We start from the raw sequence: 21047 nt of genomic DNA, 5'->3' as shown, positions 1-21047 counted from the left end.
CGCACAGTGGCTAATAGTGATAAAGAGAAAATCCGACTCTCGCAGACCACTAACACCGAAAGCAGCAACCCGGCATTAACCCCGACCACTAACGCCGAAATCCCCGCCACTCGCCAAAGCCCCCCCCGTCCACCGGCGCGAGCACCCCCCTACGCCGCCGACAACACCTCAACAATCTTCCGCTGATAAGCAATCCCATCAGCATTAAACAAATGGCAATGCTCAGGCAAAGCGCCAAGCTTCAGCACCTCGCCACGCGAATGGCGCTCAAGCGGCGGAATCCGGGCGATGATCCCCTCCGGCGCCACCGTCGACTCCGAGTACAGATAAGCGGCATCCCCGAGCGACTCCACGGCCATCGTCTTCGCCGATACCCCGTGCTCCACCGTCGCCGCCGTCCCTGCATGCAAATGCTCCGGACGAATCCCGACCGTCACCGAATCGCCGACCTTCGCACTACCCGGCTCGACCGCCGTCAGTTGGGTCTCACCTGTCGCATACTTCACCAGCACGCCATCGCTTAACACCTGCGTAATTTCGGCGTTAAAGAAATTCATCTTCGGCGAGCCGATAAAACCCGCCACGAACTTGTTCTGCGGCGCGTGATAAAGCTGGTTAGGCGTTCCGACCTGCTCCACATTCCCCGCCGACAACACCACGATCTTGTCAGCCAGCGTCATGGCCTCCACCTGATCATGCGTCACATAGATCATCGTGGTCTTCAACTCGTCGTGCAGACGCGCAAACTCCAGACGCATCTTCACGCGCAACGCGGCGTCCAGGTTGGACAGCGGCTCGTCGAAGAGGAACACCTTCGGCTTGCGCGTGATCGCGCGGCCGATCGCCACCCGCTGACGCTGGCCGCCCGACAATTGCTTAGGTTTCCTATCGAGCAAATGATCGATATGCAGGATCTTCGCTGCCTGCTTGACCGCTGCATCAATCTCCGGCTTCTTCGTGCCGGCAAGCTTCAGGCCAAACGCCATGTTGTCGTACAGCGTCATGTGCGGATACAGCGCGTACGACTGGAACACCATCGCAATGCCGCGTTTGGCCGGCTGCACGTCGTTCACGCGCACGCCGTCGATCATCAGGTCGCCGCCGCTGATATCTTCCAGACCCGCGATCATCCGCATCAGCGTGGATTTGCCGCAACCGCTTGGGCCCACGAACACGACGAATTCGCCATCGGCGATATCGAGGTTCACGCTGCGAATCACTTCGGTTTCTTCGTAGCGCTTGTTGATGTTACGCAGATTCAGGCTTGCCATGATGGAGTCTCCGTCTTTAACTTGGCTTCGTTTTCTGCGAGCAAGAGGCTCACGGCAGTTCGAAGCTTGCGTTTTGCAGCCACTGCCCAACGAGCGCGGGGAGTTGCCCCATCTCGTCGAACACGACACTTGCGCCAGCACGTTTCAGCGCATCAATTTGTCCTTCAGTTGCATGACCGGCGCCCACGAAACCGAGCACGGTCATGCCCGCCGCCGCTGCCGCCGTGACGCCGGTCACGCTGTCTTCGACCACCACGCAGCGTTCGGGCGCCACCCGCAAGGTCCGCGCCGCCGCGAGGTACACGTCGGGCGCGGGTTTCGGGTTTGGTACTTTATCGGCGCAAAACAGACGCTCGCCGAAAAACCGCACGAGGCCCGTGCGGCTCAGCACGGCTTCTACATACGACGTAAAGCTGTTGCTCGCACAGGCCTTGCGCAAGGAAATCGCGGCCAGCGCGGCCTCGATTCCGTCGACTGCCGGCCCTTCCACGGCCGCGGCTTCAACGACCACCCGGATTGCATCGATCTGGGCTGAATCGAGCGTCCGGCCGAGCGCTTCGGCCGTGCGCAGCAGCACTGTTTCGATCCGCAGCCCGAGCAGCGGCGTGACGATTGGCTCGGCATCCACGCCGGGCCAGAGCGCCTCCATCTGCTGCACGAGCACACGTCCCGCAATCGCTTCGCTGTCGATCAATACGCCGTCACAGTCGCAGATCAGCAGATGCCCGTCGAGGACATCGGCTGGAGCGAGCGCGTCCGGTACGCCGGCTTGGGACAAGTTCAGGTTCACTGGATCGACCTCGGGTTAAGCTTCATTTCACCGCGCCGAAGGTCAGGCCGCGCACCAGTTGCTTCTGCGATAACCAGCCGACAATCAGGATCGGCGCCACGGCCAGCAGTGAAGCCGCCGAGAGCTTGGCCCAGAACAAACCTTCCGGGCTCGAATACGACGCAATGAACACCGTCAGCGGCGCCGCGTTCGAACTCGACAAGTTGATGCTCCAGAACGCCTCGTTCCACGAAAGGATCACGAGCAGCAACGCGGTGGACGCAAGCCCGGGTAGCGACATCGGCATCAGCAGATAGACGATTTCCTGCCACGTCGCCGCGCCGTCTATACGCCCGGCTTCCAGGATGTCACGCGGGATTTCGTTGAAGTACGTGTAGGACATCCAGACCGCGATCGGCAAGTTGATCAGCGTATAGACGACGATCAAACCCCACACCGTGTCGAGCATGCCGGTGTTTTTCCACAGCAGGTAGATCGGCACGAGCACGCCGACCGACGGCATCATCTTCGTCGAGAGCATCCACAGCAGCACTTTCTGCGTTTTCTTGGTCGGGAAAAACGCCATGGCGTACGCGCACGGCACAGCGAACAGCAAGCAGATCACCGTGACGCCGACCGAGATCAGGATAGAGTTCCACGCGAACGCAAAGTAATTACTGCGCGCGAACACCTCGCGGAAACTGTCGAGCGTGGGCGTGAAAATCAGCGATGACGAATACGCCTGCTGCTCGGTCTTGAACGCCGTGATGGTCATCCAGAAGATCGGGAAAAACAGCAGCAGCGCGAACAGCCACGCGATCACACCGAGCACGCCGCGCTTGAGCGTGTCGAGGATCGGCACGGACGTTGTTGCGGTAACGGGATGGCTCATGATTCGTACTCCCCTTTCAGGTTCTTCGAGAGCATGCGCACCAGGAAGAACGCAACGACGTTCGCCAGCACGACCGCCAGAATGCCGCCGGCGGAAGCCAGGCCGACGTCGAATTGCTGCAAGCCGAGCGCGTAGATCAGGTACGACAGGATGGTGGTCGCGGTGCCCGGGCCGCCGCCGGTCGTCGTATAGATTTCAGCGAAGATGGAGAGCAGGAAAATGGTTTCCATCATCACCACCACGGCAATCGCGCGCTTCAAGTGCGGCAGCGTGATGTAGAAGAACATGGAGAACGCGCCGGCACCGTCGATGCGCGCCGCTTCCTTTTGCTCCTGATCCAGCGACTGGATCGCCGTGAAGAGAATCAGGAACGCGAACGGCAGCCACTGCCACGCAACAATCACGATCACAGCAAAGAGTGGATAGTCGCCAAACCAATCGATCGGCTGAAGCCCCAACGACCGCATCAACGCGGCGATCAGGCCATACACCGGATGCAAGATCATGTTCTTCCAGATCAGCGCGCTGACCGTAGGCATGACAAAGAACGGTGCAATGACCAGCAGCCGCGCAATGCCCTGACCATAGAACTTGCGGTCGAACAGCACGGCAAGCAGCACGCCGCCAATTACGGTAATCAGCAACACCGATCCAATCAGCGTCAGCGTATGAACAATCGACGGCAGGAAGGCCGGATCGGTGGCCAGGAATTCATAGTTATCGAGACCGGCGAACCCTTTGACATCGGGGTTGAGCAGGTTGTATCGCGAGAACGAATACCAGATGGTCATCGCGAGCGGGATGGCCATCCACAGGAACAGTACAGCGGTCGACGGCATGATGAGCCAGCGGACCGACTTCGCGCGCTTCTTGTCGCGCGCTGCGGCGGATTCCGCGTAACCGTCTGTGAGGGGGGGATTAAGTTGACTCATGATCGTGTCACCTCTCGATGATGCGCAGGCCGCGCACCAGGCTTCTTCACAGAAGCGGCGCGGCCCGCTGTCCTACGTTAGGCGCAACAAGTTGCTGCTTTGAGCCCTTATTTCTGGTACCCGGCTTGCTTCACGGCACGATTCGCTGCAGCGTTGCCGGCTGTCAGCGCGGCATCGACCGTCGTCTGTCCGGCAACCACACCGGCGATCGACTGGCCAACCACGGTTCCGAACGACTGGAATTCAGGAATCCCGACGAACTGGACACCGGTGTACGGCACCTTTTGCAGCGTTGCATCGTTCGGGTTCGCCGATTCGATAGCGCTCAGCACGAAGTCGCCGAACGGCGCCGCCTTCTTGTACTCCGGATTGGCGTAGGTCGACTTGCGTGTGCCCGGGGGAACCGAGGCCCAGCCTTCGTCCTTGGCAACCAGTTCGATGTACTCCTTCGACGTAGCCCACGTCGCGAACTTCTTCGCGGCGTCCTGCGACTTCGAGGTCTTCGGAATCGCGAGCGACCATGACCACAACCAGTGCGAGCCCTTCGGCGTGACCGCGACCGGTGCTGCCGCGAAGCCGATCTTGTCAGCCACTTGCGACTGTGCCTTGTTGTACAACATGCCCGCCGCCACCGTCGCGTCGATCCACATTGCGCACTTGCCCGACGACATCAGCGTCAGGTTCTCGTTGAAACCGTTCGAGCTGGCTCCCGGCGGGCCGTCGTTCTTCAGCAGGTCCGAGTAGAACGTGAGGGCCTTGTGCCATTCCGGAGTATTGAGCTGTGCTTGCCATTTCTCGTCGAACCAGCGGCCGCCGAACGTATTCACGACGGTTGAGAAAAACGCCATGTTCTCGCCCCAACCCGCTTTGCCGCGCAAGCAGATGCCGTACTGGCCTTTGGATTTGTCGGTGAGCTTGTCGGCGAATTGCTTGATCTGGTCGTAGGTCGGCTGGTCGGGCATCTTCAGGCCGGCGGCATCGAACAGGTCCTTGCGGTAATAAGTCATCGAGCTTTCGACGTAGAACGGCAACGCATACAACTGGCCGTTATACGAGAGGCCGTCGCGGGCGGTCTTCACCACGTCGTCGATATCGTAATTGGCCGGCAGGTTCGTCATCGGTGCGAGCCAGCCGCGCTTGCCCCACTGCGGCGCTTCATAGGTGCCGATCGCCATCACGTCGAACTGGCCGCTGTTCGTGGTGATGTCGGTGGTGGCGCGCTGGCGCAGCACGTTTTCTTCGAGGATGACCCACTTCAGTTGAATGTCCGGATTCGCTTTTTCGAACGCCGGCGACAACTTCTTCAACTCGATCATGTCCGGGTTGTTGAGCGTCGCGATCGTCACGGTCGCGGCCTTCGCGGCAATTGGTGCAATCGCGGCGACGGCGAATGCGGCGAATGCGAGCGAGCGCATCGGTAGGGTCTTGAGGGTGAAGTTGGCGCGTTTCATGTTGTTTCGTCTCCTTTATCGTTAGCACGGGCGCTGGTCTTGCGTGGCGTTGCTTGAAGCAGTCGATACTCGGGTAGTACAGGTGTTGCGTTAATTGATCTTCACTGGCGATCTTCCCTGCGACGGCGTCCTGATGCACGCATGCAACGCGCGCCGTCAACTCATCCAGTTGCCGCCGTCAACGTTCAGCGTTTGTGCCGTGATGTAGTCCGAATCCGCCGATACGAGGAACAGCGCCGCGCCCGTCAAATCGTTCGGCAGGCCCATGCGGCCGAGCGGCACGGCCTCGCCAACCAGCCGTTTTTTCTCACCCAGCGGGCGGTTTTCGTACTTCGCGAAGAGCGCGTCGACCGTCTCCCACATCGGGGTATCGACAACACCTGGTGCGATGCTGTTCACGTTGATGCCATGCTGGGCGAGCCCCAGCGCGGCTGATTGCGTGTAGCTGATCACGGCGGCTTTGGTTGCGCAATAGTGGGAAACTAGCGCCTCGCCGCGACGCCCGGCCTGCGACGACATGTTCACGATCTTGCCGCCACGGCCCTGCTCCACCATGCGTTGCGCGACGAGTTGCATCAGGAAGAACATGCCCTTCACGTTGACCGAGAAGAGGCGGTCGAAGATGTCCCAGGATTCGTCGAGGATCGGGCGCATGTCGAAGAGCGCCGCGTTGTTGAACAGGATGTCGATACCGCCGAATTTATCGACGGAGGTCGCGACAATGCGCTCCAGGTCCTCGCGCTTCGTGACATCGGCCTTGATGGCCAGCACGCGGTCAGCGTGGTCCGCAAAACGCTGCGCCAACTCGGTTTCGTCCTTCAGATCGACGACGACGACCTTCGCGCCTTCGTCCAGAAATCGCTTCGTGACCGCTTCGCCAATCCCGCTTGCCGCACCCGTCACGATTGCTACCTTGTCCTGCAGTCTCACGGTTGTCTCCGGTTCGTCTCTGATTCGGCTACTTGAAATTGCACACTTGAAACACGCGATAGTGAGCGAACGCTCTATGCGCGATCAATTGCTCTCTGTTTGGTCGAATGATCGGTGAGGTGTGAGGCGGTGTCAAGGCACGCCGCCATGTTTCGATGCTGCGGCGCGCAAAGCACCTCAAAACTGCGGGAAAACCCCAACCGGCGCGGGTTTGCGGGTTATGGGCGAGTGTCTGGAACAAGGCCCGGATAGGCTTTCGTAATACGTCAGTGGATGCAAAATGCAGTGATACGTTATATCATCACGATCGATTCGAACGGGCGTAGCCGAGAAGGTCACGCCGGCAGTCACGCCTGCACAGTGGGCATGCAGAACGCGGACGCTACGCACACCGTCAGCCTCTATCCACCCTTATTCCAGGAAACACCATGAGCAAACTTGCCGCCGTCATCCTGAGCTGCGCCGCCCTTTTATCTGCCAGCTTGTGCGGCACAGCCACGGCGCAAACGGCGTCCACAGGCGTGGTGCCGGTGGTCGCGGCCGAGAATTTCTACGGCGATGTCGTGCGCCAGCTCGGCGGCAATCATGTCCAGGTGACGAGCATCCTGAGCAACCCCGACGAAGATCCGCATCTGTTCGAAGCCAGCCCGAAGACCGCGCGCGCGTTGCAGAATGCGGCGCTTGTCGTGTATAACGGCGCCGACTACGATCCGTGGATGGACAAGCTGCTGTCGGCATCGAAGGGCAAGGGGCGCACGACTATCGTCGCGGCGCAACTGATGGGCAGGAAATCCGGCGATAATCCGCATCTCTGGTACGACCCGGCGACCATGCCGACGGTGGCGAAAGCGGTGAGCGACTATCTGGTCCAGGCGGACCCGGCGCACAAGGGTGACTACGACGCGCGTCTGGCGACGTTCCTGGCATCGGTGAAACCCATCGACGACAAGGTTGCCGCGCTCAAGAGCCAATATAAGGGTGTACCCGTGACAGCGACGGAACCGGTGTTCGGTTATATGTCGGACGCGATCGGCCTCGACATGCGCAATAACCGCTTCCAGCTGGCCGCGATGAACGACACGGAACCGAGCGCAACGGATATCGCCGCGTTCGAAAAAGATCTGCGCGAGCGTCGCGTGCACGTGCTGATCTATAACAGTCAGGCGACGGAAGCACTCACGAAGCGCATGTTGAAAGTGGCCCACGATTCACACGTGCCGAGCATCAGCGTCACCGAGACGCTGCCCGCCGGCAAGACCTTCCAGACATGGATGACGTCGCAGCTCGACGCGTTGTCGGTTGCGCTGCAGGGAAAGACACAATGACGGGATGTGGCAATAGGACGTTCGCGCTTGCAGGCGCGTTGCAATGACGGGTTCCACACGAGGTAAAGCCGGTGCGCTGGAAGTCGAGCACGTTGCGCTCGAACTTGGCGGACGATCGATCCTGAAGGACGCCAGCTTCAGCGTGGCGGCGGGCGAGTTTATCGGCGTGCTGGGTCCGAACGGCGCCGGCAAGACCACGCTGATGCGCGCGATGCTGGGGTTGCTGCCGTTATCGAAGGGAACGATACGCGTGAACGGCGCGGCGGTCGTGCGGGGTAATCCGTCCGTTGGCTACATGCCGCAAACGCGCAGCGGTCTTGCCGGCCGGCATCTGCGCGGCCGCGACTTCATCGCCATGGCCGCCGATGGTCATCGCTGGGGCCTGCCGCGCGCAAGCGCCGCGGCGCGTGCCGATGTCGATCGCGTACTCGATCTGGTCGGTGGACGCTCGCTCGCCATGCGGCCGTTATCAGAGTTGTCGGGCGGAGAACGGCAGCGTTTGCTGCTCGCACAATGCCTGCTCGGCGACCCCAAACTCCTGCTCCTCGATGAACCCCTGATCAGTCTCGATCCGCGACATCAAACCGGCGTGGTCGATCTCGTGCGGAGCGTGCAGCGCGAACTCGGCATTACCGTGCTGTTCTCGGCGCACGAGCTCAACCCGCTGCTGAACTCCATCGACCGGGTGCTGTATCTCGGCAATGGGCGCGCGGCGCTCGGTACGATCGATGAAGTCATCACGAAGCCGGTTTTATCGCAGCTATATGGATCGCCGATTGACGTGATGCGCGTGAACGGCCGCATCTTCGTGATGGCCGGCGACGTGGAAGTCGACAAGCTCGACCACGCGCACGAGGACGGTCCGAACGGACATTCCCACGACCACGACCACGATCACAGTCACGCTCACCACCACACCGGAACGCATTCCCACGATGTTTGAATACGAGTTCATGCAAAACGCCTTCGCGGCGTCGGGGATTGTCGCGGTGCTCGCGGGCGTGGTCGGCTACTTCCTCGTGCTGCGCGGCCAGACCTTTGCGGGTCACGCGTTATCGCACGTGGGTTTCACCGGCGCGACCGGCGCGGTGCTGGTCGGCATGTCGCCGCTCTGGGGGATGATCGGCTTCACGCTCGCGGCGGGTATCGGCATGGGCGCGCTCGGCGAAAAGCTGACCGGACGCGATGTCGCTATCGGCGTGATCCTCACGTTGTCGCTCGGCTTCGGCTTGCTGTTCCTGCACTTCTTCACCGCGTATGCGAGTCAGGCAACGGCGCTGCTGTTCGGCAACGTGCTCGGCGTGAACCATGACACGCTCGTGGTGCTGGCCGGGCTCGCGGTGGTCAGTCTCGGCGCGCTCGCGATCATCATGCGGCCGTTGTTGTTCGCTTCGCTCCAACCCGAATTGGCCGAAGCCAAAGGGGTATCGCTGCGCCTCGTGTCCATCCTGTTCCTCGCGATCACGGCGCTGGCGGTGGCGGCATCGACGCAGATAGTGGGCGTTTTGCTCGTCTTCGCGTTGATGGTGGGACCGGCCGCAGCGGCACAAAACCTGGCGATGCGGCTATCGACCGGCGTACTGCTCGCGGCGGTTTTTGCGCTGGTGCAGGCGTGGTTGGGATTGACGCTGGCGTATTACACCGACTGGCCGACAAGCTTCTGGATCACGATCCTCGCGGCAGGGGTGTATGGGTTGAGTTTGTTGGGACGAAAATGAATCGAGCCGCTGACTGGAATGAGTTCTTCGCGTTGCTTAAAGACGTTGACGTGCCCGAGGGTTTCCTGAGCATGGAAGACCGTAATCAAGGGATCTATGCCCGTGATCCGTTCGACGGGTGGGCAGAACCGCCTGAAAACCCGGACGATGAAATCGCAAGCGAAAGCGCCCCACGCGCTTCCGCCTGACCCACTCTCAAGCACACAGCGTGCGTGCATGAAACGCAATATGCTCGCCGATAAACGTCGAGATGAAGTAATACCCGTGGTCATAGCCATCATGCCTGCGCACGGTCACCTTCTGCCCTGCGGCCTGCGCCGCCGCTTCGAATAACTCCGGATGTAACTGCGCTGCGAGGAAGTTATCGGCGAGACCCTGGTCGATCAGGATCCCTGCTGCAAAGTTCGACGCCGCGTTCTTCACCAGTTCGCTCGCGTCATACTGCTTCCACGTTTCCCGATCCTCGCCGAGATAGCCTGAAAACGCCTTCACGCCCCAAGGACATTGCGCGGGCGCAGCGATCGGCGCGAACGCGGACACCGACTTATAAATGTCCGGGTTCTTCAACGCGAGAACCAGCGCGCCGTGGCCGCCCATCGAGTGTCCGAAAATACCCAGCCGATCCTCACGCACCGGCAATTCGGCAAGCACCGCCGTGCGCAGATCCTGCGTCACATACGAGTACATCCGATAATTACGCGCCCACGGTTCCTGCGTGGCATCGACGTAAAACCCCGCACCTACGCCGAAGTCCCACGCAGCGCTTTCGTTCGGTACGCCCGCACCGCGCGGGCTCGTATCCGGCGCGATCAACGCGATGCCATGCTCAGAGGCATAACGCTGCGCGCCGGCCTTGATCGGAAAGGTCTCTTCCGTGCAAGTGAGGCCAGCGAGATAGAACAACGCGGGCACTTTGCCGGTCGATGCCTCGGCTGGCAAAAACACCGAGAACCGCATCGGCAAGCCGATCGATTGCGAGTCGTGTTTATAGGTTCGCTGCACGCCGCCGTAGCACCGATGTTCTTCCACAAGTTCCAGCATTGCTTCACCCCTTCTTTTTTTCGCCGGGACAGCGCGCCGTTTTTGGCGCGCCGCCTCAGTTGGCGCTTCGCTTAATACAACACCACCGAGCGGATCGATTCGCCCTTCTTCATCAGGTCGAAACCTTCATTGATGCGTTCGAGCGGCAGCGTATGCGTGATCAGATCGTCGATATTGATCTTGCCTTCCATGTACCAGTCCACGATCTTCGGCACGTCGGTACGCCCACGTGCGCCGCCGAACGCCGAGCCCTTCCACTCACGGCCCGTGACCAGCTGGAACGGCCGCGTGCTGATCTCCTCGCCCGCCGCCGCCACGCCGATGATGAACGACTGGCCCCATCCCTTGTGCGTGCATTCCAGCGCCTGGCGCATCACCTTCGTGTTGCCGATACATTCGAACGAATAGTCCGCGCCGCCATCGGTCAACTGCACGATGTGGTCGACGACATTCGGCACTTCGTTCGGGTTGATGAAGTGCGTCATGCCGAACTTCTTCGCGAGTTCAACGCGGCGCGGGTTCAGGTCAACGCCGATGATCTTGTCCGCCCCGACCATCTTCGCGCCCTGGATCACGTTCAAGCCGATACCGCCCAGCCCGAACACCACCACGTTCGCGCCGGCTTCGACTTTCGCCGAATACACGACCGCGCCCACGCCTGTCGTCACGCCACAGCCGATGTAGCAGATCTTGTCGAAGGGCGCATCTTCACGCACCTTCGCCACCGCGATTTCCGGCACGACGATGTAGTTCGAAAACGTCGATGTACCCATGTAATGGAACAGCGGCTTCCCGCCGATGAAAAAGCGCGACGTGGCATCCGGCATCAAGCCGCGGCCTTGCGTGGAACGAATGGCCTGGCACAGATTAGTCTTGCGCGACAGACAGAACTTGCACTGGCGGCATTCAGGCGTATAGAGCGGAATGACGTGATCGCCCTTTCTCAACGTGCCCACGCCCGGGCCGACATCGACCACGATACCCGCGCCTTCATGCCCGAGAATTGCCGGGAAGATGCCTTCCGGATCGGCGCCCGAGAGCGTGTAGTAGTCGGTATGGCAAATGCCGGTCGCTTTCAGTTCAATCAGCACTTCACCGGCGCGCGGCCCTTCGAGATCCACTTCCTCGATGGTGAGCGGCTTTCCGGCTTCCCATGCAATGGCGGCTTTGGTCTTCATGTCTGACTCCTTTCGTTGATCGTTGATTCAGAGTGGGCAGGCAGTGCGTCGTACCATGTCATGACACAACATTTAGTACTTCGTAGCATGCACCCATGGTGTGATAGTCGACCTTGCCGGCCGGACTTTTTTCGTTGCTGTATTTCGTGTTGTCGCGTGCGAGTATCCGGTACCACGCGCCCCATTTGTGATCGACGAAATGGTCCCAGCTGTAGGTCCACAAACGGTCGTAATCGGTCCAGTAACGCGCTGCCGTAGCCGAATCTCCGGCTTGCGCGGCTTGATCGGCGAGCAACGCGGCAGCGGCCAATGACTCTGCCTGGACCCAGAAATACTTGTCTTCGTCGTAGAACTCGCCCTTGATATCGAAGCCGTAAACCATCCCGCCGTGTTCGTGGTCCCAGGAAAATTCCAGCGCACGATCAAACAGTTCTCGTGCGCGCGTGACGTGCCACGGGTCCGGACGATGCCGGTCGAGAATCAGCAGCAGCTTCGCCCATTCGGTCTGATGGCCCGGCTGGAATCCCCATGGCCGGAAGATGTTGGTCTTGTCGCCCTTGTTGTATTCCCAGTCGACCGACCAGTCCGGCTTGTAGTGCTCCCAGACCAGGCCGCCGGCAAGCTCAGCCTGACGATTCACCATGTTGTCCGCAAGCAGCGCGGCACGGTCCAGGTAACGCACATCCTGCGACGCCTCGAACGCAGCGAGCATCGCTTCGCAGGCATGCATGTTGGCGTTTTGTCCGCGATAGTCCGACACCACCCAGTCCGCACTCGCTTCGTCTTTGTACAGGCCGTGAGCCGCGTCCCAGAAGTGCGTTTCCATCAGGTCCCAGGTTTCTTCCAGGTACCCGCGCGCTTCTTCAAACCCTGCTTCCAGCGCCTTCGCATACGCCAGCACGACGAACGCGAGGCCGTAGCAATGATTGGTGGCATCGGTGACATCGCGGCCGCTGAGCGTCCACGCATAACCACCGGTCTGCGGGTTACGATGAAACTCACGCAAGTATTCAATGCCATGACGCACGCCGCCGCGATACTCATCGAGGCCAAAGTGCTTGTACGCCATTGCATAGTTGAAAACGAAGCGCGTGCTCGACACCAGATGCCGCGACTTGCGGTCATAAATCGTGCCGTCATCTTTGTAGAAATGATAGAAACCGCCCGCCGGGTCCATGCAGTGCGGATGATAAAACGTCATGGTCCGCAGTGCGTGATCGAGCAGGAACTCACGCGAGCGAAAGTCGGGATGGTCGGGATGTGTAGCCGGGGACGTGGTTGTATCGGACATATTCGTATGAGGCTGTTCGTGCTGTCTTTGGATTCGCTTGGGCGAGCGTTAGTGTAAGCGGAGGTCGAAACGAGCGCTAAAACCAGCTCGCGTTACGCTGGTATAAATCGATGAAACGCGTATGACGGAGCGCCAAAGCCCCGTCGCTATCTGCACCACCCGGCGATGCAACCAGCGTCGCCGACGGCGCCAGCGCCGCCAGATCCGCCGCGTGCCAGGACCCGAGCGCGATGCCGCCAAGGATCGCCGCGCCGCGCGTCGCCGCGTTCGGGCAATCGACGGCTTGCAGGTCGGCGTCCAGCGCGTCGGCAAGAAGCTGACGCCAGCGCGAATCGATCGAGCCGCCGCCGGCAAGCCGCAGGGTTCGTACCGCGGCCGAGGGTCCCGCGTTCAGACGAATGGCATCGAGGCCGGCACGCAAGGCAAACGCTACGCCTTCGAAAGCCGCCCGCATCATCGTGCCGCGTGTGTCGCCAAGACCCAAGCCGAGCCACCCGCCCCTCGCCGATGGATTCATCCACGGCGAACGTTCGCCGCTCACGTACGGCAAAAACGTCACGCGCGTGGATGCGGGCGCACTGAACGCATCTTCATAAGCGCTCGGCCAGTTCGTGTAGCCGAGCCAGCCGCGCACCGCTTCGAGCGCCACGCCCACGTTCTGCATCGCAGCCATCCGATACCACTGGTCAGTCGCCGCACGATACGCGTGCAGGCCGATGACAGAGGCCGGCGCATCCGTCGACATCACCACGACCTGCCCGCCGCTGCCAGTGGTCAGCAACGCGTCGCCATCGGCAAAAAGACCACTGCCGAGCGCGGCGCAAGCAGTGTCGCCCGCGCCCACGGCCAGCACTATTCCGGCGCGCAGCCCGAGCAGTTTTGCGCCCTCGGCGTTCAACGTGCCGGCCGCTGCATACGATGGCGCGAGCGGCGCGAACCACTCCCGCCGCAGCCCGATTTCCGCGATAAGCGCGTCGTCCCACACGCCCGAAGGTGCGGCGAGCGCGGTGGCGCACGCGTCCGACGGATCAGTGCAGACTTCGCCGCCCAACGCCGTGCGCAGCCAGTCTTTCGGCTGCAAGGCCCAGCGCGTCTTGCTCATCACTGCGGGCTCGTTCACCACGAGCCAGCGCAGCAGTGGCCCCGCCATGCCGGGCGCGACGGGATTCGGTTGCGGCGGGCGCCACGCGTCGAGCAAATCGAGCGCGCGGGTATCGGGCCACAACATAGCGGGACGCAGCGCGTGGTTGTTCTCGTCGGCGACTACGACGCCATGCATCTGCCCGGAGAAACCGATTGCATTCACCTGCTCGCGCTCATGTGCGGGCAGGCGTGCGGCTGCATCGCGCAGTGCATTCCACCAGGATTCCACGGGCGTTTCGGCCCAGCCGGGAAACGGCGTCACGACTGCGTACGCGGCGCTCGCGAAGGCACGTTCGTGACCGTCTTCATCGACGATAGCGAGTTTCAGCGATGCCGTGCCCAGATCGATGCCAAGAAATCGCATGGAGATTCGTAGAAAAATAAGCTGAAAAAACGGGTTGCGACGGGTTTACCCGCTGCCCGCGCCGCGCCTCTGGAAAACAGACTATGCGGTGCGGCGGATAACCATCATAACCACGCCTCGTATCTGGACGCCTTGCCAAGCGCGACGCAAATCGTCCTTCGCCCGCCAGCCGTGGCTTCACTGCGCCAGACGCGATATTAAGGCACTCGCGGCATATCAGCGCGGCTAAGGGGGCCATACGCCAACGTCGACTTGTTCTCATTTTTTGCGCCGCTTACCTTGAATCACTAATTCGAGGGACACGCTCGGATCAACGCAAACAATTGCATGGGACCGGAGTAAGGCGCTAAAGCGCCAACTCCGGTCGACATTGGAGACAGAAACGACATGGCATCAATCCCGGTTCACCCGTGCGACGAACGGTTACCCGCCGCCCAGCTACTTACGCTAGGCATTCAGCATGTACTCGTGATGTACGCAGGCGCCGTCGCGGTCCCGCTGATTCTCGGCGCGGCGCTCAAGCTGCCGAAAGACCAGATCGCGTTCCTCATCAGCGCCGATCTGTTCTCGTGCGGCGTCGCGACTCTTATCCAGACGTTGGGCCTGTGGATCTTCGGCATCCGCTTGCCGGTCATCATGGGCTGCACGTTTGCCGCCGTCGGCCCGATGGTCGCTATCGGCACGAATCCGGGGCTCGGCATTCTCGACATATTCGGCGCGACGATCGCAGCGGGCGTGGTGGGGATTTTTCTCGCGCCGATGATCGGCAAATTGCTGCGCTTTTTCCCGCCCGTGGTGGTCGGCACGGTGATCGCGGTGATCGGTTTGTCGCTGATGGGCGTGGGTATCAACTGGGCGGCCGGCGGTGTCGGGAACCCCGAGTACGGCAATCCGGTTTATCTGCTGCTGGCGCTTGTCGTGCTCACCTTGATCCTGATGATCAACAAATTTGCACGCGGGTTTGTCGCGAATATTTCGGTGTTGCTCGGGATCGTGGCGGGGTTCGGGATTGCCATGTCGCTTGGGCGCGTCGATCTCAACGGCGTGACGAACGCGCCGTGGGTCGGCATCGTGTTGCCGTTTCACTTCGGCTTGCCGCACTTCGACCCGCTTTCCATTGCAACGATGGTCATCGTCATGTTCGTGACCTTCATCGAATCGACGGGCATGTTCCTGGCCGTCGGTGACATGGTCGAGCGTCCCGTCGATCAGGATGCGCTGGTGCGCGGACTGAGAGTGGATGGATTGGGCACGCTGATTGGCGGGATCTTCAACTCGTTTCCGCATACGTCGTTCTCGCAGAACGTCGGGCTGATCGGCGTCACGGGTGTGAAGAGCCGCTTCGTCTGTGCGACCGGCGGCGTGATCCTCGTGGCGCTCGGGCTGTTTCCGAAGATGGCGCAGGTGGTGGCATCGGTACCGCCGTTCGTGCTCGGCGGCGCGGGCATCGTCATGTTCGGCATGGTCGCGGCGAACGGGATCAAGGTGCTGTCGAAGGTCGACTTCGTCAAGAACCACCACAACTTGTTTATCGTCGCGGTGAGTATTGGCCTGGGACTCGTGCCGGTGGTCGCGCCGAAGTTCTTCTCGCAGTTACCGCACGCGCTGGAACCCATTCTTCATAGCGGAATCTTGCTGGCGTCGGTGTCGGCGGTGCTGCTGAATATTGTGTTTAACGGGGTGAAGAAGGAACGCGACGCGACCTGCGCGATCCGTCATGCCGGAAGGGATTTCGATGGGACGGCGAAGGTGAAGCACTGAGGAAACGCATCAAGACCATTCATAAAATTCCTTGCGCGAATCGATGTCAGTGCAAACCTGAGAGACCAATAAAAAAACCGCAGCCCCAAAAGGCTGCGGTTTTTCAACATCTGAATCACCTACAAATTTACCCTGCCGATCCCACTGTTTTCCCCTCGGCATCAACCTGCGGCTTCGCCGCCGGCACCAGATGTTGTACCGGTACCAGCTTCGCAGAACCCGCCGAAGCCGAAGCCGAGCTGACCGTCGTACCGGAAGCCGCAGGCGCAACAGCTGCCGTCGGCGTGCCGATATCACGGTAATTCGGCATTGCATCCGAAGGACGTGGCTGATCGCCCGCATGCTCGACCCAGCCGCCGCCCAGCTCACGATACAAATCGACGAGATTCGTCACCCGGTTCAGCCGCGCCGTAATCAGCAACTGCTGCGCGGTGTACAGGTTCGTCTGGGCCGTCAGCACGCTCAGATAGTTGTCCACGCCGTTGCGATACCGCATATCCGACAGCTCCAGCCCGCGAGCCTGCGACTTCACATACAACTCCAGCGCCCTGATCTGCTCGTCGTACGTGCCGCGCGCGGCCAGCCCGTCCGCTACTTCGCGGAACGCCGTCTGGATCGCCTTCTCGTAATTCGCGATCTCGATGCGCTTCTGGATCTGAGCCAAATCCAGGTTGGCCAGGTTAGCGCCGCCCTCGAAAATCGGAATCGAGATTTGCGGTGCGAACGACCACGCCGCCGAACCCGGCTTGAACAACGTGCCAAGCGAAGGCGCGAGCGTCCCGAAGTTACCCGTCAGTGAAATCTTCGGGAAAAACGCCGCACGCGCCGCACCGATATTCGCGTTCGCCGCGAGCAGCGAATGCTCCGCCGACGCAATATCCGGGCGCCGCACAAGCAGGTCCGAAGGCAGCCCGGCGGGGATATCGGCGAGCAGGTTCTGGCTGTCGAGCGGCAGGCCCGGCGGCAAATCTGCCGGCAACGGCTCACCGATCAGCAGCACCAGCGCATTCTCGGCCTGCGCCCGCAGACGCAATTGCGACTGCAGGTTGGCGGCAGCCTGCTGCAGGATGCCCTCGGACTGAGTCACGTCGAGCTCGGTGCCCACGCCGTTATCGAATTGCAGCTTCGTGATCCGATACGACTCCTGCGCCGTCTTCAGCGTATTGCGCGTGACGGTGAGCTGGTCGTCGTCCGAAAGCATGGTCAGGTACTGGTCGGCGACTTGCGACACCAGCGAGATTTCCGCCGCCTTGCGTGTTTCCGCAAGCGCGAAATACTGCTCGAGCGCCTGATCCTTCAAGCTCTGAATCCGCCCGAAGAAGTCGATTTCCCAGGACGCGTTCACCCCGACCGAATAGTCGGTAGAGAGCGTCTGATTAAACAACGACAGATCCCTCGGCGTTCGCGTCTTGGTCTGCGACCCGACTGCGTCAAGCGTGGGCAGCAACTCGGAACGCGTGATCTGATACTGCGAGCGCGCCGCGGCCACGTTAAGCATGGACACCCGCAGATCGCGGTTGTTCTTCAGCGCGATTGCAACGATCTGCTGCAAGCGCGCGTCGACGAAGAAATCGCGCCAGCCGATGTCCACCGCCGGCTTTGCCTGCGCCGCGCCGCCTGGCGAAGCCGCGTCCGGCTGCCTGTCATAGATGCCGCCCGTCGGGAACGTCTGGTCGACGGGCGCCGCCGGGCGCTCGTACTTCGGCGCCATCGTGCAGCCAGCCGCAAAAAGCGCGACCGCTGCCGCTATCAAGGAGTGTTTTAGCATCTCAATGTCCTTCCTTGGCCGGAGCAGGCGTGCCGCCGTGGTCACCATTGCCGCCGTTGCCATCGCCGTCGTGTTCGTGGTGCGGCGTACCCTTGTCGTGGCTGATTTTGCTGATCACCACAAAGAACATCGGGATCATGAAAATTGCCAGGAAGGTTGCGGTCAACATCCCGCCGATCACGCCTGTACCAATTGCGTGCTGGCTGGCTGAACCCGCGCCGTTACTGATTGCAAGCGGCAGCACGCCGAGAATGAACGCCAGCGACGTCATCAGAATCGGGCGCAACCGCAAGCGCGCCGCTTCCATTGCCGCTTCGACCGTAGTCCTGCCCTGACTGCGCAAATCGCGTGCGAATTCCACGATCAAAATCGCGTTTTTCGCCGACAACCCCACCGTAGTCAGCAAGCCGACCTGGAAGAACACGTCGTTTTCGAGCCCGCGCAAAGTGGCCGCGAGCAACGCGCCCAAAATACCGAGCGGCACGACCATGATCACCGAGAACGGAATCGACCAGCTTTCATACAACGCCGCGAGACACAGGAACACGACGAGAATCGAGATGCCGTAAAGAATTGGCGCCTGCGAACCCGACTGGCGTTCCTGCAGCGACAAGCCCGTCCATTCGTAACCAATACCGGCCGGCAACTTCGCCGCGATCGCCTCGATGGCCTGCATGGCCTGACCCGTCGATTTACCCGGCGCTGCCGCACCCTGGATTTCAACCGCTGAAATACCGTTGTAGCGTTCGAGCTTCGGCGAACCGTAGATCCATTCGCCCGTACCGAACGCACCGAACGGAACCATCGCGCCGGCACTATTGCGCACGTACCACTTGTTCAGGTCTTCCGGGCTCATGCGGAACTGCGCGTCGCCCTGTACGTAGACCTTCTTGATCCGGTTATCGACGTCCAGGAAGTTGTTCACGTACGACGAAGCCCACGCGATCGAGAACACGTTGTCGATGGTCGCAGGCGACAGACCCAGCGCATTCGCCTTCTCGCGATCCACGTTCACCTTGAACTGCGGCGTATCGTTCAGGCCGTTAGGACGAACCTGCGCGAGCGTGGGGTCTTTCGCCGCCATGCCGAGCAGCATGTTGCGCGCTTCCATCAGCTTTGCGTGACCAACACCCGAGCGATCCTCCAACTCGAAGTCGAAGCCCGACGCCGTGCCCAGTTCCGGAATGGACGGCGGATTGACCGGGATGATCATCGCGTCCTTATAGCCCGCGAAGTGCCCGAACATGCGTCCGACCAGCGCGCCCACCTTCTGGTCCGCGCGCTGCCGTTCGCCGTAATCCTTCATCCGCACGAACACCAGGCCCGCGTTCTGGCCGCGGCCCGCGAAGCTGAAGCCGTTCACCGTAAAGACCGCTTCGACGATGTCTTTCTGGTCCGTCAGCAGCCAGTTGGTTACGTCGGCGAGCACCTTGGCCGTACGCTCCTGCGTCGAACCCGCTGGCGCCTGGACGAGCACGAACATCGTGCCCTGGTCTTCGTCAGGCAAGAACGACTTCGGCAGGCGGACGAACAGGAAACCCACCGCGACGATCACGACCAGATAGATGATCAGCCAACGGCCCGAGCGGCGGATAACGTGCTGCACGCCGCTGTGATACTTGTCCTGGCTCTTGGCGAAAGTGCGGTTGAACCAGCCGAAGAACCCCTTCTTCTCGTCGTGATGACCCTTCTCGATTGGCTTCAGGAGGGTCGCGCACAATGCCGGCGTCAGAATCAACGCGGTCAGCACGGACAAGATCATGGCCGCAACAATGGTCAGCGAAAACTGCCGGTAGATCGCGCCCACCGACCCGCCCGAGAACGCCACCGGCACGAACACGGCCGACAGCACGAGCGCGACGCCCACCAGCGCGCCGGTAATCTGGTCCATCGCCTTGCGGGTGGCATCCCTTGGAGACAAGCCCTCCTCGGCCATCACCCGCTCGACGTTTTCCACCACCACGATCGCATCGTCCACCAGCAAGCCGATGGCGAGCACCAGCCCGAACATGGAGAGCGTATTGATGGAGAAACCCACCAGCCCCATGACCGCAAAGGTACCCAGCAACACGACCGGCACGGCGATGGTCGGGATCAGCGTAGCCCGCAGGTTCTGCAGGAACAGATACATGACCAGGAACACCAGCACGATCCCTTCGATCAGCGTCTTGACCACTTCCTCAATAGACAGCTTCACGAACGGCGTGGTGTCGTACGGATACTTCACGACCAGGCCCGGCGGGAAATACTTCGACAGGTCGTCGATCTTCGCGCGCACCAGTTTCGCCGTGTTCAGCGCGTTGGCGCCCGTGGCGAGCTGGATACCGAAGCCGGCGGTCGGCTGACCGTTGTACTTCGTGTCGAAGTTGTAGTTTTCACCGCCCAGCTCGATGCGCGACACGTCCTTCAGGCGCACTTGCGAGCCATCCTGATTCACCTTCAGCAGGATGTTGCCGAACTGCTCAGGCGTTTGCAGCAACGTGGCTTCCGTAATGGTCGCCTGCAGCATCTGGCCCGGCACCGCCGGCGTACCGCCCAGGCCGCCGCCTGCCACCTGCACGTTCTGCGCGGCGACAGCGTTCGTCACGTCGAGCGGCGTCAACGCGAAGTTGTTCAGCTTGGTCGCATCCAGCCAGATCCGCATGGCGAATTGCGAGCCGAACAACGTCACCGTCCCCACCCCGTCGATACGGCTGACCGGATCTTCCACCTTCGACGCCACGTAGTTAGCGAGGTCGTAACGGCCCATGCTGCCGTCCGTGGAAACGAATGCCATCACCATCAAGAAGCTGCTGCTCGACTTCGTCACCTTGGAGCCGAGCTGCTGAACGGCTTGCGGCAAGAGCGGCGTCGCGAGTTGCAGCTTGTTCTGCACCTGAACCTGCGCGATGTCCGGATTCGTACCGGCCGCGAAGGTCAGCGTAATGGTGGCCGTGCCGGAGTCATCACTGGTGGAAGACAGGTAGAGCAAGTGATCGAGGCCGCTCATCTGCTGCTCGATCACCTGCGTTACCGTGTTTTCCACCGTGCTGGCGGACGCGCCCGGGTACGTAGCACTGATCTGAATGGCCGGCGGTGCGATGGTCGGATACTGCGCGACCGGCAAGGTGAAGATCGAAGCGATCCCCGCCAGCATCAGAATAATGGCGATCACCCACGCAAAAATCGGGCGATCGATAAAGAACTTTGCCATGAAACAGGCTCCCTTTTATT

General features: G+C 61.1%; 17 protein-coding genes. 5 read left to right on the top strand and 12 right to left on the bottom strand.

Annotated features, from left to right (window positions below; genetic code table 11):
* Nucleotides 1–149: 149 nt before the first annotated feature.
* The 6 genes from ugpC to HB376_RS37150 all read right to left on the bottom strand — a co-directional run bounded on the left by ugpC (nucleotide 150) and on the right by HB376_RS37150 (nucleotide 6245).
* Nucleotides 150–1271, bottom strand: coding sequence for a sn-glycerol-3-phosphate ABC transporter ATP-binding protein UgpC (ugpC, locus tag HB376_RS37175; protein WP_213768681.1), 1122 nt, complete (start codon nucleotides 1269–1271; stop codon nucleotides 150–152).
* 49 nt (nucleotides 1272–1320) lie between these two features.
* Entirely contained in the window at nucleotides 1321–2049 is a 729-nt protein-coding gene (locus HB376_RS37170) for an HAD family phosphatase (RefSeq protein WP_213768684.1), read from the bottom strand.
* A 34-nt stretch (nucleotides 2050–2083) separates the two neighbouring features.
* Entirely contained in the window at nucleotides 2084–2932 is an 849-nt protein-coding gene (locus HB376_RS37165; protein ID WP_213768680.1) for a carbohydrate ABC transporter permease, read from the bottom strand.
* The gene (locus HB376_RS37160) at nucleotides 2929–3771 is read right to left on the bottom strand and encodes a sugar ABC transporter permease (RefSeq protein WP_255631795.1); all 843 of its coding nucleotides are present in this window, start codon (nucleotides 3769–3771) and stop codon (nucleotides 2929–2931) included. The genes HB376_RS37165 and HB376_RS37160 overlap by 4 nt, the downstream gene beginning before the upstream one ends.
* A gap of 200 nt (nucleotides 3772–3971) precedes the next feature.
* Entirely contained in the window at nucleotides 3972–5279 is a 1308-nt protein-coding gene (locus HB376_RS37155; protein WP_255631794.1) for a sugar ABC transporter substrate-binding protein, read from the bottom strand.
* Nucleotides 5280–5471: 192 nt separating this feature from the next.
* Nucleotides 5472–6245 carry an L-iditol 2-dehydrogenase gene (locus HB376_RS37150; protein ID WP_213768677.1) on the bottom strand — a complete coding sequence of 258 codons (774 nt, stop codon included), beginning with the start codon at nucleotides 6243–6245 and terminating at the stop codon, nucleotides 5472–5474.
* Between the two features lie 428 nt (nucleotides 6246–6673).
* On the opposite strand from HB376_RS37150, the gene HB376_RS37145 reads away from it, so the two are divergent.
* Genes HB376_RS37145 through HB376_RS37130 form a run of 4 tightly spaced genes read left to right on the top strand, consistent with a single transcriptional unit; the run spans nucleotide 6674 to nucleotide 9476 of the window.
* A complete protein-coding gene (locus tag HB376_RS37145; protein ID WP_213768676.1) occupies nucleotides 6674–7570 on the top strand; it encodes a metal ABC transporter solute-binding protein in 897 nt (298 codons plus the stop codon).
* 43 nt (nucleotides 7571–7613) lie between these two features.
* On the top strand, nucleotides 7614–8513 hold the full coding sequence (locus tag HB376_RS37140; protein WP_213768675.1) for an ABC transporter ATP-binding protein: 900 nt from the start codon (nucleotides 7614–7616) through the stop codon (nucleotides 8511–8513).
* Nucleotides 8506–9288, top strand: a complete 783-nt coding sequence (locus HB376_RS37135) for a metal ABC transporter permease (RefSeq protein WP_213768674.1) — start codon at nucleotides 8506–8508, stop codon at nucleotides 9286–9288. The genes HB376_RS37140 and HB376_RS37135 overlap by 8 nt, the downstream gene beginning before the upstream one ends.
* Nucleotides 9285–9476, top strand: coding sequence for a hypothetical protein (locus HB376_RS37130; protein WP_213768673.1), 192 nt, complete (start codon nucleotides 9285–9287; stop codon nucleotides 9474–9476). Before HB376_RS37135 ends, HB376_RS37130 begins: the two co-directional genes overlap by 4 nt.
* 7 nt (nucleotides 9477–9483) lie before the next feature.
* On the opposite strand, the gene fghA is transcribed toward HB376_RS37130, so the two are convergent.
* From fghA to HB376_RS37110, 4 genes are all read right to left on the bottom strand, one after another.
* On the bottom strand, nucleotides 9484–10329 hold the full coding sequence (gene fghA, locus HB376_RS37125; RefSeq protein ID WP_213768672.1) for an S-formylglutathione hydrolase: 846 nt from the start codon (nucleotides 10327–10329) through the stop codon (nucleotides 9484–9486).
* A 71-nt stretch (nucleotides 10330–10400) separates the two neighbouring features.
* The gene (locus tag HB376_RS37120) at nucleotides 10401–11507 is read right to left on the bottom strand and encodes an S-(hydroxymethyl)glutathione dehydrogenase/class III alcohol dehydrogenase (RefSeq protein WP_213768671.1); all 1107 of its coding nucleotides are present in this window, start codon (nucleotides 11505–11507) and stop codon (nucleotides 10401–10403) included.
* A 58-nt stretch (nucleotides 11508–11565) separates the two neighbouring features.
* Nucleotides 11566–12798, bottom strand: coding sequence for an AGE family epimerase/isomerase (locus tag HB376_RS37115; RefSeq protein WP_213768670.1), 1233 nt, complete (start codon nucleotides 12796–12798; stop codon nucleotides 11566–11568).
* 76 nt (nucleotides 12799–12874) lie between these two features.
* Nucleotides 12875–14305 carry an FGGY family carbohydrate kinase gene (locus HB376_RS37110; RefSeq protein WP_213768669.1) on the bottom strand — a complete coding sequence of 477 codons (1431 nt, stop codon included), beginning with the start codon at nucleotides 14303–14305 and terminating at the stop codon, nucleotides 12875–12877.
* 387 nt (nucleotides 14306–14692) lie between these two features.
* On the opposite strand from HB376_RS37110, the gene HB376_RS37105 reads away from it, so the two are divergent.
* Complete coding sequence (locus tag HB376_RS37105) at nucleotides 14693–16066, top strand: nucleobase:cation symporter-2 family protein (RefSeq protein WP_213768668.1); 1374 nt, start codon at nucleotides 14693–14695, stop codon at nucleotides 16064–16066.
* A 127-nt stretch (nucleotides 16067–16193) separates the two neighbouring features.
* On the opposite strand, the gene HB376_RS37100 is transcribed toward HB376_RS37105, so the two are convergent.
* Nucleotides 16194–17834: an efflux transporter outer membrane subunit gene (locus HB376_RS37100; RefSeq protein ID WP_213768667.1), complete on the bottom strand. Its 1641-nt coding sequence runs from the start codon at nucleotides 17832–17834 to the stop codon at nucleotides 16194–16196.
* Nucleotide 17835: 1 nt separating this feature from the next.
* Nucleotides 17836–21027 carry an efflux RND transporter permease subunit gene (locus HB376_RS37095; protein ID WP_213768666.1) on the bottom strand — a complete coding sequence of 1064 codons (3192 nt, stop codon included), beginning with the start codon at nucleotides 21025–21027 and terminating at the stop codon, nucleotides 17836–17838.
* Nucleotides 21028–21047: the final 20 nt, after the last annotated feature.

The sequence above is a fragment of the Caballeronia sp. dw_19 genome (assembly GCF_018449515.1).
Classification (GTDB): Bacteria; Pseudomonadota; Gammaproteobacteria; order Burkholderiales; family Burkholderiaceae; genus Caballeronia.
Note: the sequence above shows the minus strand (reverse complement) of the source record. Positions and strands in the feature narration are given on the sequence as shown.